The sequence below is a fragment of the Endozoicomonas sp. ALB115 genome, assembly GCF_049310245.1.
In the GTDB taxonomy this organism is placed as follows: Bacteria; Pseudomonadota; Gammaproteobacteria; order Pseudomonadales; family Endozoicomonadaceae; genus Endozoicomonas.
Window position 1 is genome coordinate 1 of record NZ_JBLYZG010000085.1, and the last position, 16,578, is coordinate 16,578.

A 16,578-nucleotide genomic window follows, 5' to 3' on the forward strand; every position below is an offset into this window, starting at 1 on the left:
GGTTACAAGACTCCTTATGAGGCATTCAAGGAGTTAACCGGAATAGATGCAAGAAAAATCATGGGTTATGCATTTATGACTTGAATTCAGGGAGGTTGAATTTTTGTGGTTGCAGTGGAAACAATCCCGGAGCGTATGCATTAGCTATTTGCTGGCCAAACTTCGTCAGGGCATTGATTATTTTCTCTGCTGCTCCATCGTGGGCAAATAATGCTGAGTTTTCACGAATGTAGGCGTCGCGCGCCCTGCATCTGAACGACGAGAGTTGTTTAGTGCCCACCTTGATCGTCATCCCCCGGTGGTGATCATATCCTTCTGGCATGGTAATCGCCAGATCCCGACGTTCAAATGCGAGATTACTGGCCAGGTTTTTTGCTGACTCGTCGTCCCAACCCTCTGTAATCAGCTTTTCCAGGCTTTTGATACAATCTCCCACACTTTGAATGCGGTCGTAGGACGCTTTTATGCCTGTTCGCCCATTTGCCATACGGACATTGATCAAATCGGCGATCATCAGGTTAATGATGAATTTTTTTGACCTGTCATCAACAGCACAATCTGACAGGTCGTATTTGTTCAAAAGAACATTCTGAAATAATTCATAGTTGATAATTGCGGCATGTAATTGAGTAGTAGCAACTTTTGCCTGCAACTCCTCCAGGCACTTCTCTTCTTCAAAGCCAAGCCAGGATGCATCATAGTAAAACTCCAGTTTCCCATTGTTTGACGCCTGTCCTGGCGTTTGTGCATGTTTCCGGGATGTTGTCTGAGCCAACACAAGAGTATCAGGTGCTAAAGGATTCATCGTTGTCGGCGCTCCTGCCATTCACGTTATTTGATTGACATACAGAGTTACAACTTTTATTGACTGGGTGTTCGTGCATAAGTTCAATTTTTTTCACTGCTGACAAAGCTAATCGTTCAGGTTATAAAATATCCAAATCCAGTTGCAGGAACTAAAAAAAATCAACGGCTGAGAATTAAACAGAAAACTTAGATTTTATACCTAAAAGACGCTGACAATCTTTTTTGTTATATTGTCAAACCATTAAACAAACCAAAGACCAGCACAACCTGGTAAACGACTCGGACTGAGTTGATGTAAACGAGAGCAAGCTGTGACGTCACTGAATAACACAATAATTATCCATGGAAGCGTTATTGCACGCCAACTGACGTCCTCCGGATTTTTCAGGCTCAATCACCTCAGAACACTCTGTCAGGTTATTCTGATTATCCTGCTTGCCAGACAGCTGGCTATGATCACATGGCAGCTTCTGCCAGATAACCCGACCGGGCACTCAACAGTCCAAAGTATCAAGGCACAGATCCCGACAGCCCGAACTACGGCCAACAACAATCCGCTTTCTGCGCTGGAAAACCTGCAGCTGTTTGGTAAACCACCCGCCCCACAGCAAACTCCTGTTCCGGAAGATGTCCCCGTGTCACGCCTGGCGGTGCGCATCACCGGCCTGGTTGCCAGCAGTAACCCGGATGAATCTCTGGTCATTATTCGTTCCGGGTCTTCTGATGCCACCTATCGGCCCGGCGACACGCTGAAAGGGACACGGGCAAAAGTGGACAGGATTTATGCTGACCGGGTCATCATTCGTAATGGTGAGCGGTACGAATCACTGCTGATGTACCCGGATGAAGCCAGAAAAGGCCCCGCTATTCAAACAACCTCAGCAAACCGTCCCAAAAGCCGTGCTGTTGCCGATATTCGCCGAAAGCTTCAGGATAAACCGGACTCCTGGACAGAGATCGTGACCATTTCACCCGTGCGCAGAGACGGGAAATTGCAGGGATACCGGGTCAATCCGGCCAAATATCCGGACTATTTTTCTCAGCTTGGCCTTAAAGCCAACGATATGGCTGTGGCTATCAACGGTTATGACCTGACAAACACCAGTGAAGCCATGAAAGTCATTGGACAACTGTCTTCAATGACTCAGCTCTCATTAACCATTGAGAGGGATGGCCAGCGTTTTGAGATTGACCTGTCTTCCTGATTATTAAGATATACAAAGGTGCCGCTATGTTTTCATCGTCGGTGTGCGCAGGGGAAATCCGTGCACTGATATCCAGGACGCGTTTTTTATCCCTGCGTTGGCCGCAGGCGCTATTAACAGCCATACCGTTTGCGCTGGCATTGCCTTTATCACCCGCTTTACTGGCCAGCAGTTCTTCTGCACCGAACTATAACTCTCTGGGAACGGGCAGTTATGCATCCGCCCATTCCCTGTATTCCGCCAGTTTTGACAAGGCGGATATTAAAGAGTTTATCCGCACGGTCAGTGCCAACCTGAACCGCACCATCATTATTGATCCCGGCGTTCGGGGTGAGGTGACTATCCGGGCTTATGAGCAACTGAACCGGCAACAGTACTATCAGATGTTTCTGTCGGTACTGTCCGTTCATGGGTTCGCGGCGGTTGAAGATGCAAATGGCCTGGTCAAAATCATACCGGACAAAAATGCCCGCACCTCGTCCATACCAGTGGTGGCCGGTAAAAAGCTGGGCGAACAGGTCGCCCATGGTGGTGATGAGATGGTCACCTGGGTTCTGCCGGTAAACCATGTGCCTGTCCGTGAGTTGTCACCTATTCTCCGACAACTGGTTGATAATTCAGGCAGTGTCGTACATTACGATCCGTCGAATATTCTGATTCTCAGTGGCCGGGCCAATAACCTTGAGCGTGTTGCCGAGGTGGTTCGTCGTGTTGATCAGGCAGGCATGCGCAATATTCAGATTGTCCAGCTGTTCCATGCCTCCGCCAGTGAGATGGAACGGATTCTTATGTCGATCTACGCCGGACAGGGTCAGAAAGCCAACGGTATGCCCCCCGTCATTGTCAGCAACGAGGCCAGCAACCAGATCATTCTCTCTGCCGATACCCAGACCCTGCAACGCATGAAAAGCCTGTTGCAGCAGATGGATGCCGAGCGTAAGTCCACTGGTAATATCCGTGTCTTCTATCTCCACTATGCCAAAGCAGAAGACCTGAAAAAGGTACTGGACGGCGTTGGTAAAATGCTGATTGCCTCTGGTAACCGCAGTAAAAGCGCGTCCGGTGATTACAGCATTGAAGTCCATGAGCAGACCAACGCGCTGGTGGTCACCGCACGCCCTGATGTGATGCAGGCCATGGAATCTGTGATTGAGCAGCTGGATATCCGCCGTGCCCAGGTGATGGTGGAAGCCATTATTGTTGAAGTGGCGGATGGGGATGGCATTAACCTGTCATTCCAGCTGGCCAACGCAGATGGCACCAGTCTGATGCAGTTCCAGGATGGTTCAAGCGTTCCTATCGGGGAAATTCTGATGGGGATGAAAGAGGCTGAAGGTGAGAAAGGATCAACCGTAGTTACGACTGATCCCAATACAGGCCAATTAATCACTACCACAAACCCGGATAAAGATGGGGATTACACCGCCCTTGCCGCAGCACTGGCAAAGGTCTCCGGCGCAGCCTTCAGTATCACCTCCGGTGACTGGACCGCACTGCTTCAGGCCGTCACCACATCCAGCCAGTCCAATGTGCTGGCGACACCAAGCCTGCTGACTCTGGATAATGAAGAAGCCTCCTTTATTGTCGGTGATGAAGTGCCCACACTCACTGGCTCCACGCCCAGCTCCGGTAACGATAACCCTTACCAGACCATTGAGCGTAAAGAAGTGGGTGTCAAACTGACCGTCACGCCACAGATCAATGCCGGAGATGCCGTTAAACTGACCATTGAGCAGGAGGTTTCCAGCGTTAATGGCCGCACTCCCGTTGATGTGACCTTTGCCACCCGCAAGGTAAAAACATCGGTGATGGTGAAAACCGGGGATACCGTTGTTATAGGCGGACTGCTGGATGAAAACGTCCAGGAAAGTGTTTCAAAAGTACCGCTGCTGGGTGATATACCCGTCCTTGGTCATCTGTTCCGTTCGACCTCCAGCAAAAAGGTGAAGAAGAACCTGATGGTCTTCCTTCGTCCGACCATTATTCGGGATGATCTGACCATGAACGCCATCAGTGGCCAGAAGTACGACCTTATCCGTGCTTACCAGCTGGACAGGCAGGGCCGGGGTATTTCATTGATGCCCGGTTTCGACACCCCGGTGCTCCCGGAACAGCCAACGGCCCGGGATTTCCTTGATGAACTCAGACGTCAGATGGATGAAGAGTCTGCCGAAGCTGAAAAGGCTGTCGAGCTGGAAAAAGCCTCAACTCAGGCATCCATAAAACCAGTTCGTCGTACCGGCGGGGAAAGGTAATGACCGAAGCAGCCCTGAACCCTGATACAGCCCTGAGCCCTGATACAGCTTTAAGCCATGGAACATCACAATGGGAAGAGCAAGCCCTGAGTGAAGCGCTGGCCCTGACCATTGAGAAACGGATGAGGGATTCGGTAACCCCCGGGCCAGACTCTGTCAGCCCGGAAAGAAAACGCAACTTGCCGTTCTCTTTCGCCCGTCGCTTTAACTTGCTGCTCACATACAATGACCAGGGCAATGCTCAGGTCTGGTACAAAGGGCTGCCGTCTACTGCAGCACTGCAGGAGGTCAGACGTTTCGCAGGCGTATCACTGACCCTGACAGCCCTGGACGATGATGAGTTTGAGCAGAAACTGGCCAACCATTATCAACAGGACTCCTCCGTTGCACGACAACTCATGAACGACATCGGCAATGATGAAGGTCTTCAGGCCCTGGCAGAAGAACTGCCAGAAGATGAAGACCTGCTGGAAGCCGACGACGGTGCACCGATTATCCGCCTGATCAATGCCATGCTCAGCGAGGCCATCAAGGAAGGTGCCTCTGACATCCATATTGAAACCTTTGAGCGAAACCTGACCGTTCGTTTTCGTGTTGATGGTGTTTTACGGGAGATCCTCCGTCCCCAGCGCAAGCTGGCAGCCGTGCTGGTGTCCCGGGTAAAAGTCATGGCCAGGCTGGACATCGCGGAGAAACGTATTCCCCAGGATGGTCGTATATCCCTTCGTCTTGGTGGCCGTGCCGTCGATGTTCGTGTCTCAACCCTGCCTTCTCGCCACGGTGAACGGATCGTTATGCGTCTGCTGGATCGCAACAGTGTCCGGCTGGACCTGGCCAGTCTTGGCATGGAAGGCACACTTTGCCAACAGTTTCGGGAGCAGTTGCATAAACCCCATGGCATCCTTCTGGTCACCGGCCCTACCGGTTCCGGCAAGAGTACCACGCTCTATGCAGGGCTGAGTGTTATTAACAACAGTGAGCGCAACATTCTCACGGTTGAAGACCCCGTGGAGTACGAACTGGAGGGGATTGGCCAGACCCAGGTTAATCCAAAGGTGGATATGACCTTTGCCCGGGGGCTGCGGGCAATTCTACGACAGGACCCGGATGTGGTCATGATCGGTGAGATCCGTGACCTGGAAACCGCCGAAATTGCCGTACAGGCGTCGTTAACCGGACACCTGGTACTCTCCACACTGCACACCAATACCGCCGTCGGTGCCATCACCCGCCTCAGGGATATGGGGGTTGAGCCTTTCCTGCTGGCCTCAAGCCTGCTGGGAGTACTGGCCCAGCGTCTGGTCAGAACACTCTGCCCGGACTGCCGACAACAACGCCCTGCCACCGACCTTGAAATCAGCCTGATGGGGCTTTCAGCAAACCATTTGCTGTGGCAATCCACCGGTTGTGAGGCGTGTCATAACACGGGTTACCGTGGCCGAACCGGCATCCATGAACTGTTTCTGGTCAATGACCGGGTGCGCCAGCTGATTCATGATGGTGCCGGTGAACAAGTCATTGAACAGGAAATACGTCATTCGTCGAATAGTATTCAAACGGATGGTTTCAGAAAAATTCTCAGCGGCATCACCACTCTGGAAGAGGTGATGCGTGTCACCAGGGAATAACAGCCTATGAGCGTATTTGCTTACGAAGCCCTGGATGCCAAAGGGAAAAAAAGTAAAGGCGTCATAGAAGCCGACTCACCTCGTCAGGTGCGGCAAAAGCTGCGGGTTTCCGGACTCAATGCCATCGCCGTCAGTGCAGCCACCGGCCAGGAAACGTCGGATACGACCCAAAATAAACGTTCATCATCGAGCAGCCTGTTTCGCTCCTTGTTGCAAAGACAGGCAACCGATGCGGAAGTCGCACTGCTGACACGGCAACTGGCGACGCTGGTTGCTGCGGGCATCCCCCTGGAAGAGTGTCTGCAGGCACTGGTAAGACAGCTGCGCAAACCGCACCTGAAATCCATCGTCACCACGGTTCGTTCAAAAATTCTTGAAGGGCAATCGCTGGCGGACAGCCTGGCCTGCTACCCGAAAACCTTTGACCGGCTTTACCGTTCCATGGTGGCGGCTGGGGAGAAATCAGGCCACCTGGATGGCGTGTTGGAAAGGCTGGCCGACTTTACCGAGCACCGCCAGAAAATCAAAGGGCAACTGATTCAGGCCATGATCTACCCGGCCATCCTGACACTGGTGGCCATTGGTGTTGTGGCGGCATTGTTGGTGACCGTGGTCCCCACGGTGGTTGAACAGTTTGCCCATATGGGGCAACAGCTGCCCACCATGACGCTCACTCTGATCAGCATCAGTGACTTTGTTCGTGCCTATGGACCGGGCATTGCCATGGCGCTACTTGTCACCCTGGTAATACGCCAACAGATCCTGCAGCGAAGCCGAACCTGCCGACTGGTACACGACCGCTGGCTACTAAAATTGCCACTGATTGGCAGTGTTCTCAGCGGAGTCGATGGTGCCCGTTTTGCCAGAACCCTGAGCATACTGACCAGCAGTACCGTGCCATTACTGGAAGGAATGGGGATTGCAGCAAAGGTGCTGGTGAATCAACACATGCAGACGTCACTGCTCAAGGCCGCTGAGCGGGTCAGGGAGGGGTCTTCCCTCTGGCAGTCACTGGAGCAGACCGAACTGTTCTCCCCCATGATGCTTTACATCATTGCCAGCGGTGAAAAGTCCGGTGAACTGACCGGCATGCTGGCCAGGGCGGCAGATAATCAGGATCAGCAATTTGAATCCCAGGTAAATATCGCACTGGGCATTTTCGGCCCATTGCTGATTGTTTCCATGGCCGGTGTCGTACTGTTTATCGTTATGGCCATTTTGACGCCAATGCTGGACCTGAACTCACTGGTAGGCGGTTGATGTTTGTGTACCTTCAGGGTCCGGTGGGAATGCATATCGTACTTACATTCTGGAGCCAGACTTCAGAATAAACTTTGTGGTAAAAACCAGTATCAGACCATTAGGAAAAACCAATGAACCCTCTTAATAAAAGACAAAAGCAGTCAGGTTTTACCCTGCTGGAAATCATGGTGGTGATTGTCATTCTTGGCGTACTGGCCAGTATGGTTGCCCCCAACATTATCGGCAATAAAGATAAGGCCGATCTGCAAAAAGCGGTGAGTGATATCGTTGCCCTGGAAAATGCACTGGATATGTACAAGCTGGAAAATAACAACTACCCCTCCACCCAGCAGGGACTGGCAGCGCTGGTCAGCAAACCGTCTGGCAGCCCGGAGCCCAGATCGTACCGTGACAATGGCTACATTCGTCGTCTGCCAAAAGACCCGTGGGGTAACGATTATCTGATGCTGAGTCCGGGGGAACACGGTCCTGTGGATATTTTCTCCGCTGGCCCGGATGGTCAGCCAGGCACCGATGATGATACCGGTAACTGGAACCTGGATAGCTAACCACGCCCAATGGCTAACGACGTTACACACTCCGAAACAGGACAGCGAGTAAACCAGCACGGTTTCACACTGCTGGAAATCATGCTGGTGATGGTACTCCTGGGGTTAGCCATATCCGCCATTCTTCCATCATTGATACCTGACGACAGTGGTGCACTTATGCAGAAAGAGGCCCGACGTCTGATCATGCTGGCTCACACCTCGCAGGAAAAAGCACTGCTCCATGGTATGGATATGGGGCTGCAACAGACGACCGAAGGCTATCAATTTCTGGTTTATAAGCAGGGGAAATGGCAGCCAGTCAGCGAGGACCGGACCCTCTCACCGGTCGCATTGAATAAGGCCCTGCGGTTGGCCATTTTGCCTGGTGAGTCGGTTTGGCGAGAAACACTGGAACAGGATAAAGGTTTTACCTTTGACACTGACGATAAAGCGTCTTTATCAGACTCCGAACCTAAGGCTGAACCAGATCTGTTCTTCTGGGCCTCCGGAGAGATTTCACCGGCAGAGTTAAAGCTCTTTTCTGCGGATGACCCCAGGCACGCCCTGTCTATCAATATCGAAGAACATGGCGAAATCGCCCTGATGGAAGGAGTTCAACGGTGATGCCTTCCAGAGTCTCTGCGGCACAGGGTTTTACTTTACTGGAAGTACTGCTGGCCCTTGCACTGCTGGCCATTGCCGGGATGTCGGTACTGTCCATGAGCGGCGAAAGTGTGCGCAACACGCCGATACTGGAACAACGCACCCTGGCAAGACTGGTGGCGGATAATCAGATGACAGACATTCATCTGACACAGCAGTGGCCAACACTCAGCTGGCAACGGGCAGAGCATGAACTGGCTGGACAGCAGTGGTTTGTCCGTTTTCGCAGTATCAAAACCGCTGATAACGATTTCCGGGCGATTGATGTTGAAGTACGCGGTGAACAGGGCGAACAAAGTCCGGTACTGGCGACACTGAGAAGCTATATGGTCAAACAGGGATGATGCAGATCAAACGACAGCTAAAGGGCTTTACCCTGTTGGAAATGCTGGCGGCCATCGCTATTTTCAGCATCATCAGCCTCAGTGCCTGGCAGATTTTTCAGGGCGTGATGACCGCCCATGATGTTGTACTGACTAAAAATGAGCGCCTGCGACAACTGCAATACACGCTGTTGCTGATTGACCAGGACCTGCAACAAATTGCCGACCGGGGAACCCGGGTAGATAACCGGGTCACGGCGCAAAGCCTGTTCAGCGACTCGCAGATGCTGGACAGTGACGATGAAGCACTGGCACTTGTGCGCCATGGCTGGCACAACCCGGACTACCGGTTACCCAGGCCGGAATTGCAGCGGGTCTTTTATCGGCTCCGTGATAACCGTCTGGAGCGCCAGTATCATCATGTCCTCGATCCTGCATCCATCAATGTCGAGCCGGTTACCCAGATCTTATTAACCGATATCAACTCATTGAAATTCAGTTTTTACATCAATGGTCAGTGGCGGGACTCTCTGTTATTGGCTGAAGGCTCTTTACCGGAAGGACTGAAAATTGAGTTTGATATGAGCGACTTTGGACGTATAGAGCGACGCTATATACTGCCAGCATCCTGGCAGCCTGCATTATGACCGGTTTAAATAATGATTCACCACAGAGACACAGAGATACAGAGAAAGGTTTTCTTGTCTCCGTGTCTCTGTGCCTCCGTGGTAATTGCTGTTCCAGACACAAAGGCAGTAGCAAAGCCCATTACCCTGATCGCCAGCAAGGCATTGCCCTGCTGAGCGTATTGCTGATGCTGACACTGCTGGTTTTACTGGCCAATGAGTTAACGCTCTCCTTCCGCACCCAGTTGACCAGAACCCAATCCATGCAGCAACGGGAGCAGGCGCGCTGGTATGCCTTTTCCGGGGAAAGCCTGGCGATCAAAACACTGAAACAGAACTTTGAAGATGATCCGGACATCACCCATCTCGGGCAGTACTGGGCCACCAACAATGTAGTATTACCGGTTGAAGGCGGCCAGATTGCCGGTCAACTGAAAGACTCACAATCCTGTTTTAATATCAATGCCCTGGCCAAGCCGCTTACAGAAGCGAACGACACATTACAGCAGTCACCTGAAAGTCAGGTATTTTCTGCCCTGCTGCAATACCTGGAAATACCACAGTGGGAGTCAGACAGCATTACCCGGGCAACCCGAAACTGGGTCAGCAGTGAAGCTCTTCGGGAAGGCGAAAGTGACCTGGATTACCTCACCCGGCCACTCCCTTATTTAAGCAGCAAAACCCTGATGCGCGATATCAGTGAATGGCGTGCCGTGGCGGGAGTATCAACGTCCGTCGCCCAAAAAGTTATGCCTTACCTCTGTGCCCTGCCCAGTACCGAGCTGGCCATCAATGTGAATACCATTCCTGTTGACCAACCGGAAATACTGGCCGCGCTCTATATTGATCAGCTGCCCGTTGATCAGGCACGCAATATTCTGGAAACCCGGCCACGGGAAGGATGGGATGCGGTGGCCGATTTCACCAGCCAGCCATTGCTGGCCAACTTCAGCAGTACTGACGCAGGCAAACGTCTGACCATCGTCAGCTACTATTTTGAAATGCATGCAATAGCCAATTACGGCGCAAGCGAAGTCAGACTGAACACTCTCCTGGCTCGCTCCAAAGACAACCAATTAACGGTCATTCGCCGTAAATTTGGAGGAGTTTAATGAATCCTCACCTGCTATTGAGGTTACCGGAGCATCACGAACAACCGGTTTATTGGCAGCTTTGCCCGGCGGATATCGCCACTGAAACGCTGCAGGACAACCATGAAGAACACGCTATTGCCCATGGTTTCTGGCCAACAGTATCGGATTTTATTGCACAATATGCCGACACAACCGTCAGCAGCGGGACATTGTCCGGTCAGCCAATTGCTACGATGGCCGTTACCATTCTGGTGCCATCAGCCCGGGTGACACTGCATACTCTGACTATTCAGGGACGACTGACCCCCGCTGTTCGCCAGTCCCTTCCCTGGCGTCTGGAAGAAGAGCTGGGTGATGATGTTGAAGACCTGCACGTTGCCGTTCTCCAGCATGGGGACAGTCAGGCTCATCTGGCCGTCATCAAACAGGCCGATATGGCACAGTGGCAAGGCTGGCTGACCAATGCCCGAGTGATAACCAAACGCTGGGTACCCGATGCCCTGATGCTCCCCATCGAAGAAAACCAGTGCCGTTTATTGCAGATTGATGATTTGACCATTGCCCGATATGGCCAGTGGCAGACAGCCGTCTGTGAGTCACAGTGGTTAACGCTGTTTATGGATGGCCTGAAAAAGGAGCATCCTGAACTGACGTTTTTGGAAACAGAGCAACATGCCTCGGCACCATTAACACTGCTGACCCCTCAGGCCGGTAATTCACCACTCAACCTGCTGCAGGGGCAATGGCAGCCTGCCTCACCCTGGCACCAACGACTGCTGCCCTGGTGGTCCACCGCCCTGATGGCCTGCCTGCTGCTGATTCTGGTAACCACTCACTCGGTGCTGGAAACCCATCAACTGGAACAGACTGCGGCATCTTATCAACAGCAGGCCAACAATATTTACCGGCAGCTGTTTCCGGGTGAACGGGTTGTCAGGCTGCAATCCCAGATGCGGCAGAAGTTGGCCGCGTTACAGCAACCAGAAGAAACCTCACAGAGTATGCTGGCCATGCTGGCCCAAATTACCCCGGTGCTGAATGCATTCCCCGAGCTGCAAGCCAGTTCCATGGCTTTCACTGTCAACACCAGAGAAGGTGCACGACAAAGTCTGCGTATTCAGGCACAAGCCAGTGACTTCGAGGTGTTCACCCGTTTCCGGGAACAGTTTGAACAAGATCTTAACCGGGGCGAAGGGCTGACCATTGCCATAGAAGCCCTTGAACGTACCGGAGATACAGTGACTGGCATGCTGGTTATTTCAGGAGGTGTGTCCTGATGAGCTTCCTTACCAATACCATAAACAGCGCCAGCCCTTTCTGGCAAAGCATGATTGCCCGCTGGCGGCAGCTTTCCCGGCGGGAGCAGTGGCTCACCGCCACGGCACTGGTCACATTGTTTATCTGGCTGATCTGGCAGGGCCTGATGACACCGCTTGCTAATCAGCAGGCACTGGCAGAGAAGAAAGTGGCTGCCAGCCGCGCACAGCTGACGCAGATACAACAGCAGGCGGAGCAGGTCCTCAGTTTGAGAGCTTCAGGTGCCGCTGCCCGCCCTGTCAGCAATACGCCCATGGACCAGACCATCCACCAGCTGGCGGGCAGATATCAGCTGGTAATCCAGCGGGTTCAGCGAGCCAATGGCCAGGACGACACGCTGGATATTGATCTGGCCAATGCCCGCTTCGATAAACTGATAGGCTGGCTGACAACATTGGAACAACAGCATCGGATCAAGGTGGCCAACATACAACTGGAAGCCACGGATACCAGTGGCTTTGTTGAAGTACGTCGCCTGCAGCTTGAACGTGGTTGATCAGAATATGACACAGGGAAAAATGGGTAAGGTTATACTGCTTTCGACGCTTGGTCTGGTCAGCTACAACGGCTTTCTGATAGCCAATTTGTCGGCGGCAACCGTTTGGCAATACCTGCCAACCCGGCAATTACCCGTCAACATGTCTGGAATTACCGGCACTCTATGGTCAGGAGCCGCCGAAAGCGTCACGCTGACGTTGTCACGAAAGCCGCTGGCGTTACCAGCCATCCGCTGGCAGATTGAACCCGCCTCGCTCCTGAAAGGTGAGGTTCAGGTTTCGGTGGAGCTGGGCAATGCAGCATCCCCTGTTGAAGGCCAGGGAACGGTGGTGATTAACCGACAGACGCTGACACTGAATAATGTCGAACTGGATACCACCGCGCCGTGGCTACTCGCATCTTTACAAGACACGACAGTCGGCAATATTCCCGTTGAAGTACAAGGTAACGTCCTGCTGGAACTGGATGAGCTTATTTTAAACGACAAAGGGTGTTTGAATATTAATGGTAATGCAGCACTCACAAACAGTGGATTAACCTCACCCTTCGGCCAGTTTGATCTGGGGAATTCAACTGCACAATTAAACTGTCAGAACCGAAGCCTGATCGCCAGGGTGACACAGACATCATCCATCATAAACAGCTATGGCGATTTTCAGCTGAGCACCAGTGGCCGTTATACCTTTACCGGAAAAATGACGCCCGATGCGTCGCTACCTGCTCCGATGAAACAAGGGCTGGCTTTTCTGGGGCAGCCGGACAGCAATGGTGCCTACGCCTTTAGTTTCAAAAGCTCGATCAAATAAGCTCGATACCAGTCAATTCCCCGGTGATGCAATGGCGTAATACCGGGGTCTAGGAGCCCTGTAAAAAACCGGAGCTTTATTCAGGCTTCGGTCATTGTCTGACTCTTTGCACTTCTTCTTTTCCACGAAAATCAAGCTGTTACCCTGGCTGACCAGCCTGTCAGGCATCTATATGAAAAAAAATGGTTAACTACTTGTAAGGAATTTTCAGGTAATAGGGAAATCTAACACTCACAGGGAATAGCACCATGAAAATAACAAAATCCATGATAGATCATCCCCACCGTATCAAAGAGCCCACTCCAGAGAAACAAGGCAGTTGGCAGGGACGAAACTTGAAAGAACTGGCTCTGGCTTGCAAGAAAAAGCTCCAGCGAGTGTATGCTTATATGCGGTACAAAGATTTCCGCCGGGTGTCTGAACGTCCTGTTTCGTTAACGAATCGACATGGCCAGCCTATGGAAGATCTGGGTGAGGGTACCTTTGGCCGTGCGAAACTATGCCGCCATGGACACCGTTTCATGGTGGCCAAAAAGCCCCATGCAGATGGGAGAACAGTCACTGAAGTTATGCGTAGCAACATAGTTGATGCATTATCCCAACGCTGTTTCAATAACATTATCACTATTGAGCAAATGGTTGAGGCACAAGATAAGGTGGACCCACTGCTCGAAGAAATCAATTCCCCCGAAAAAGAGTGTGAAGTGGCCTTGAGATGCGCCGGTGATTATGTAATACCCCATGAATTAATTGACGGCGTGATCCATACGCCACTTCATGGCACAAGTATGGGTTCCTTAATCGAAGCATTGCACAACACAGGCACCCAGCCCGGGAACGATCCTGCAACAGTTAATGCCATCTCCCACAAGGATGAAAAACTGCTTGCCCACTTATTCAAACAAGCTACTTTAGCGGTTGCTTCATTACACGAAAAAGGTTATGTCCATCGGGATATAAAGCCGCAAAATTTTGTGATTGATGGCGAAGCTCGCCTGAAGCTGATCGATTTTGGCTTAGCCAGAACTGCGGGCGACCCGGAGATTGATTTAACCCCCAAGGTTTACAACCCGACAGACTTTGTGCTGCATATCGCTCTTTGCCCCCCTGGCTACAGGTCACCCGATGATCTGATTTTCCAAAATGCCAACTTAAAGGCTGAAGATGCCTGGTCTTTGGGTGTATTGCTGACAGAGATGTTTACCGGGAAGCGTTACTTCTATCGATCAGACCTGTCAGACGCTGTGGAGACGATCGAATACAAACTCGATGGACGGGATAAGGCCATTGCCGAAATGGAACGTATGGGCGTTAACAAGGAAGCGATCCAACTGGCGAAAGCTCTTTTGCATCAAAACCCAAGTCAACGGATGACTGTGGCAGAAGCACTGAAAAGCCCGTTCCTGGAGGAAGTTGATCTGGCAGCATTTGGAGCTTAGGAACTGTTAATGCTGCACTTATTACGGGGCAATTCCTTCAAGGACACTACTCTCAGTTAACGACGATGGTAGAGACCTCCATGTCGGGAGCATTCATCACAGGCAGAGTCCTGTGGAAGCCATCGCTATGTGTCTGTTACTTCTGCAGGTGGTTCACAATGATGGCAAGAGTGTCTTCTATCTTGTCAAAGCGTTCACGGGTTTCATGGCGCAACCTCCCAACATCTTGCTGAAGTGAGCTGACATCTTGCTGAAGCGATTCAATAGCTTGTTCATGTTTAGCGCTGTGCAGGAACAGTCTTTGAATGCCGTCTTGTGTATTCCTGATACTGATTTCCATGCGTTCCATAGGATCATCACTATGTCTGTTATGAGCCATATGTCCACCTGTTGTTATTGGAATAAATAGCGTAGCAGATGGTTTTGAGCTTGCCACACAACACTCAGTTTTTACCACCAGCATATTCATCAAAAATGACAGGGATCATTAACATGGAAACTCTTTTGTGGGAGGATTAAGCAGCCAACCCTCTCGATAGCTCCATTGGGTCAAACTCACTCAAGCTGATATTTTTGCCGGAAACCATGCAAACTGCGCAAATCATAGTAACTAATGAAAACGGCCTGCACACTCGCCCTGGCGCTGTATTTGTCAAAGCGTGCCAAGGGTTTGTCAGTACGGTCACCGTTGATAACAAGGGACATAAGGCCGATGCCAAAAGCCTGATGAAGCTCATGTCTGCCGGTATCACCAAAAACGACATGATCACTTTGACCATTGAAGGGAGCGATGAAGCAGCGGCAATGGAACAACTGAAAGTCATTATCGAAAGCCTGATTGGCGAAGGAAAGACCAGCGATTGTCGCTATCTATCCATGCCACCATGCCATGAAGCGCCCGGTTGATCATCTTAACCTGATCTGCTCTATCTGGTTTTGAAAATCCCTCAATATATCTTCAATCTGTTTGTAAAGGGCGATATGCGCCTTTTCCAAATCGTCAATTTGCCTGTCAATACCCTTTAACCCTTGATGATCTTTCCTGGTGACTTTTGCATAGGTCTCTTCATACATTTTTGCGGAGTGATAATATTCATCACTTTTCATATCCAATAATTCCTGAGCCAACTCACCCTCCTCGAGCTCAACAATAACTGCAGGAACCTCAGGCTGCTCTTCCAGGTGACTCAGCTTTTTTTCCATCAGCTTGTCAGCAAAAGAGCTGAAGCTTACTCTTAATTTTTTATCTGGAGATCCAGAAGAATCGTCGGGAACGTGCGATGAAACAAGATGCCCTTCCACCATAAGCCCAGAACCATGAGGCATACTCATATCCTGCGCTTTCCTGAGAAAAGAAAATTCATTGCCCGCCTGGGGCATTACAATCACAAAATGCTCTTGGTCACAGGCCCCAATGATATCAACACTATTTCTGGTGAACCTGGGTTCAGGCAGCGTTTTCCTGACGGCGGGAATCAGGTTTTTTACCTCATAGTACAGCCTTTTTGAGTGTTCAGGATCTGTCAGATTAAGGGTAAGAGTGAAGGCATAGTGCAAATCGTTGCCCTTCATTCCGAAATGTACAGAGTCTCTCTTAATACTGTTAGCTTCCAATGTTCCGAACCGAATGGGTGCACTGTACTCTTCACCAACAACAACGTTAAAGATCCTGTTTTTTAAAAAGCAATCATCTGATTTATTTTCATCGTTTGGCGCAGCAGCCAAACAATTAACATCCAACAGTACACAGCTCATTATGAATATGGGAAACAGAGTCTTCCAGATCATAAACTACAACCTATTGAGCATTGAGATCTGATCAGTATATGTTATATCCAGCATTTAGCCTGTGGATTATCTGCCTATTTTAATTTTTTAAACAACAGATAAACAAAAGGCTTAATAAAGGCCTCGTCAGTAAAATCTGTGGGTCATTTCCGGTTCCGGTAACTTGCCAAGCGTATGATATAACGCGATTTCCGCACATCTGTAGGTTCTGAAACCGTATGATTTTCTCGTAGTGAGTTTTATCCTGGTGTTCAGACCCTCAACGATACCGCTGGAATACGCCTTTTTCGCCTTGAACCAGTTCAGGATAAGTGGCTTGTGTCGTCGAACAGTTTT

The 16,578-nt window shown here is 50.8% G+C and carries 18 protein-coding genes; 14 read left to right on the top strand and 4 right to left on the bottom strand.

What is annotated here, in order from left to right; genetic code table 11:
- Nucleotides 1–73: 73 nt before the first annotated feature.
- Nucleotides 74–805: a hypothetical protein gene (locus ACO6VE_RS22200; protein ID WP_422463494.1), complete on the bottom strand. Its 732-nt coding sequence runs from the start codon at nucleotides 803–805 to the stop codon at nucleotides 74–76.
- 313 nt (nucleotides 806–1,118) lie between these two features.
- On the opposite strand from ACO6VE_RS22200, the gene gspC reads away from it, so the two are divergent.
- The 13 genes from gspC (at nucleotide 1,119) to ACO6VE_RS22265 (ending at nucleotide 14,454) form a co-directional block, all read left to right on the top strand.
- On the top strand, nucleotides 1,119–2,012 hold the full coding sequence (gene gspC / locus ACO6VE_RS22205; RefSeq protein WP_422463496.1) for a type II secretion system protein GspC: 894 nt from the start codon (nucleotides 1,119–1,121) through the stop codon (nucleotides 2,010–2,012).
- Between the two features lie 26 nt (nucleotides 2,013–2,038).
- On the top strand, nucleotides 2,039–4,267 hold the full coding sequence (gene gspD / locus ACO6VE_RS22210) for a type II secretion system secretin GspD (RefSeq protein WP_422463498.1): 2,229 nt from the start codon (nucleotides 2,039–2,041) through the stop codon (nucleotides 4,265–4,267).
- Nucleotides 4,268–4,389: 122 nt separating this feature from the next.
- A complete protein-coding gene (gspE, locus tag ACO6VE_RS22215; protein WP_422463516.1) occupies nucleotides 4,390–5,895 on the top strand; it encodes a type II secretion system ATPase GspE in 1,506 nt (501 codons plus the stop codon).
- Nucleotides 5,896–5,901: 6 nt separating this feature from the next.
- Nucleotides 5,902–7,155 (top strand): type II secretion system inner membrane protein GspF, encoded by a 1,254-nt coding sequence (gene gspF / locus ACO6VE_RS22220; protein WP_422443750.1) that lies wholly within the window; start codon nucleotides 5,902–5,904, stop codon nucleotides 7,153–7,155.
- 113 nt (nucleotides 7,156–7,268) lie between these two features.
- Complete coding sequence (gene gspG, locus ACO6VE_RS22225) at nucleotides 7,269–7,706, top strand: type II secretion system major pseudopilin GspG (protein WP_163372384.1); 438 nt, start codon at nucleotides 7,269–7,271, stop codon at nucleotides 7,704–7,706.
- A gap of 9 nt (nucleotides 7,707–7,715) precedes the next feature.
- Entirely contained in the window at nucleotides 7,716–8,312 is a 597-nt protein-coding gene (gene gspH, locus ACO6VE_RS22230; protein ID WP_422443752.1) for a type II secretion system minor pseudopilin GspH, read from the top strand.
- Nucleotides 8,312–8,695: a type II secretion system minor pseudopilin GspI gene (gene gspI / locus ACO6VE_RS22235; RefSeq protein WP_422444724.1), complete on the top strand. Its 384-nt coding sequence runs from the start codon at nucleotides 8,312–8,314 to the stop codon at nucleotides 8,693–8,695. Before gspH ends, gspI begins: the two co-directional genes overlap by 1 nt.
- Nucleotides 8,692–9,321 (top strand): type II secretion system minor pseudopilin GspJ, encoded by a 630-nt coding sequence (gene gspJ, locus ACO6VE_RS22240; protein ID WP_422443754.1) that lies wholly within the window; start codon nucleotides 8,692–8,694, stop codon nucleotides 9,319–9,321. The genes gspI and gspJ overlap by 4 nt, the downstream gene beginning before the upstream one ends.
- Nucleotides 9,318–10,412, top strand: a complete 1,095-nt coding sequence (gene gspK / locus ACO6VE_RS22245; RefSeq protein WP_422463500.1) for a type II secretion system minor pseudopilin GspK — start codon at nucleotides 9,318–9,320, stop codon at nucleotides 10,410–10,412. The genes gspJ and gspK overlap by 4 nt, the downstream gene beginning before the upstream one ends.
- Nucleotides 10,412–11,671, top strand: a complete 1,260-nt coding sequence (gspL, locus tag ACO6VE_RS22250; RefSeq protein ID WP_422463502.1) for a type II secretion system protein GspL — start codon at nucleotides 10,412–10,414, stop codon at nucleotides 11,669–11,671. Before gspK ends, gspL begins: the two co-directional genes overlap by 1 nt.
- Entirely contained in the window at nucleotides 11,671–12,207 is a 537-nt protein-coding gene (gene gspM / locus ACO6VE_RS22255; RefSeq protein WP_422463504.1) for a type II secretion system protein GspM, read from the top strand. Before gspL ends, gspM begins: the two co-directional genes overlap by 1 nt.
- Before the next feature lie 22 nt (nucleotides 12,208–12,229).
- On the top strand, nucleotides 12,230–13,015 hold the full coding sequence (locus tag ACO6VE_RS22260; RefSeq protein WP_422463506.1) for a type II secretion system protein N: 786 nt from the start codon (nucleotides 12,230–12,232) through the stop codon (nucleotides 13,013–13,015).
- Between the two features lie 248 nt (nucleotides 13,016–13,263).
- The gene (locus ACO6VE_RS22265; protein ID WP_422463508.1) at nucleotides 13,264–14,454 is read left to right on the top strand and encodes a protein kinase domain-containing protein; all 1,191 of its coding nucleotides are present in this window, start codon (nucleotides 13,264–13,266) and stop codon (nucleotides 14,452–14,454) included.
- A gap of 136 nt (nucleotides 14,455–14,590) precedes the next feature.
- On the opposite strand, the gene ACO6VE_RS22270 is transcribed toward ACO6VE_RS22265, so the two are convergent.
- Nucleotides 14,591–14,833 carry a hypothetical protein gene (locus ACO6VE_RS22270; protein WP_422443766.1) on the bottom strand — a complete coding sequence of 81 codons (243 nt, stop codon included), beginning with the start codon at nucleotides 14,831–14,833 and terminating at the stop codon, nucleotides 14,591–14,593.
- Nucleotides 14,834–15,039: 206 nt separating this feature from the next.
- Here ACO6VE_RS22270 and ACO6VE_RS22275 point away from each other — a divergent pair, with 206 nt between their 5' ends.
- Nucleotides 15,040–15,360, top strand: coding sequence for an HPr family phosphocarrier protein (locus tag ACO6VE_RS22275; RefSeq protein WP_422463510.1), 321 nt, complete (start codon nucleotides 15,040–15,042; stop codon nucleotides 15,358–15,360).
- Here ACO6VE_RS22275 and ACO6VE_RS22280 read toward each other — a convergent pair whose 3' ends face one another.
- Together ACO6VE_RS22280 and ACO6VE_RS22285 are read right to left on the bottom strand one after the other, a co-directional pair.
- Nucleotides 15,361–16,242 carry a hypothetical protein gene (locus tag ACO6VE_RS22280; RefSeq protein WP_422463512.1) on the bottom strand — a complete coding sequence of 294 codons (882 nt, stop codon included), beginning with the start codon at nucleotides 16,240–16,242 and terminating at the stop codon, nucleotides 15,361–15,363. It lies immediately after the preceding gene.
- Nucleotides 16,243–16,368: 126 nt separating this feature from the next.
- The coding region (locus ACO6VE_RS22285; protein ID WP_422463514.1) for a transposase at nucleotides 16,369–16,578 on the bottom strand (210 nt) is incomplete at its 5' end.

What these genes read in the sequence shown, in the direction of transcription:
- ACO6VE_RS22200 (WP_422463494.1), bottom strand. Translation starts at nt 805, where the DNA reads ATGAATCCTTTAGCACCTGATACTCTTGTGTTGGCTCAGACAACATCC.
- gspD (WP_422463498.1), top strand. Translation starts at nt 2,039, where the DNA reads ATGTTTTCATCGTCGGTGTGCGCAGGGGAAATCCGTGCACTGATATCC.
- gspE (WP_422463516.1), top strand. Translation starts at nt 4,390, where the DNA reads ATGAGGGATTCGGTAACCCCCGGGCCAGACTCTGTCAGCCCGGAAAGA.
- gspF (WP_422443750.1), top strand. Translation starts at nt 5,902, where the DNA reads ATGAGCGTATTTGCTTACGAAGCCCTGGATGCCAAAGGGAAAAAAAGT.
- gspG (WP_163372384.1), top strand. Translation starts at nt 7,269, where the DNA reads ATGAACCCTCTTAATAAAAGACAAAAGCAGTCAGGTTTTACCCTGCTG.
- gspH (WP_422443752.1), top strand. Translation starts at nt 7,716, where the DNA reads ATGGCTAACGACGTTACACACTCCGAAACAGGACAGCGAGTAAACCAG.
- gspI (WP_422444724.1), top strand. Translation starts at nt 8,312, where the DNA reads ATGCCTTCCAGAGTCTCTGCGGCACAGGGTTTTACTTTACTGGAAGTA.
- gspJ (WP_422443754.1), top strand. Translation starts at nt 8,692, where the DNA reads ATGATGCAGATCAAACGACAGCTAAAGGGCTTTACCCTGTTGGAAATG.
- gspK (WP_422463500.1), top strand. Translation starts at nt 9,318, where the DNA reads ATGACCGGTTTAAATAATGATTCACCACAGAGACACAGAGATACAGAG.
- gspL (WP_422463502.1), top strand. Translation starts at nt 10,412, where the DNA reads ATGAATCCTCACCTGCTATTGAGGTTACCGGAGCATCACGAACAACCG.
- gspM (WP_422463504.1), top strand. Translation starts at nt 11,671, where the DNA reads ATGAGCTTCCTTACCAATACCATAAACAGCGCCAGCCCTTTCTGGCAA.
- ACO6VE_RS22260 (WP_422463506.1), top strand. Translation starts at nt 12,230, where the DNA reads ATGGGTAAGGTTATACTGCTTTCGACGCTTGGTCTGGTCAGCTACAAC.
- ACO6VE_RS22265 (WP_422463508.1), top strand. Translation starts at nt 13,264, where the DNA reads ATGAAAATAACAAAATCCATGATAGATCATCCCCACCGTATCAAAGAG.
- ACO6VE_RS22270 (WP_422443766.1), bottom strand. Translation starts at nt 14,833, where the DNA reads ATGGCTCATAACAGACATAGTGATGATCCTATGGAACGCATGGAAATC.
- ACO6VE_RS22275 (WP_422463510.1), top strand. Translation starts at nt 15,040, where the DNA reads ATGCAAACTGCGCAAATCATAGTAACTAATGAAAACGGCCTGCACACT.
- ACO6VE_RS22280 (WP_422463512.1), bottom strand. Translation starts at nt 16,242, where the DNA reads ATGATCTGGAAGACTCTGTTTCCCATATTCATAATGAGCTGTGTACTG.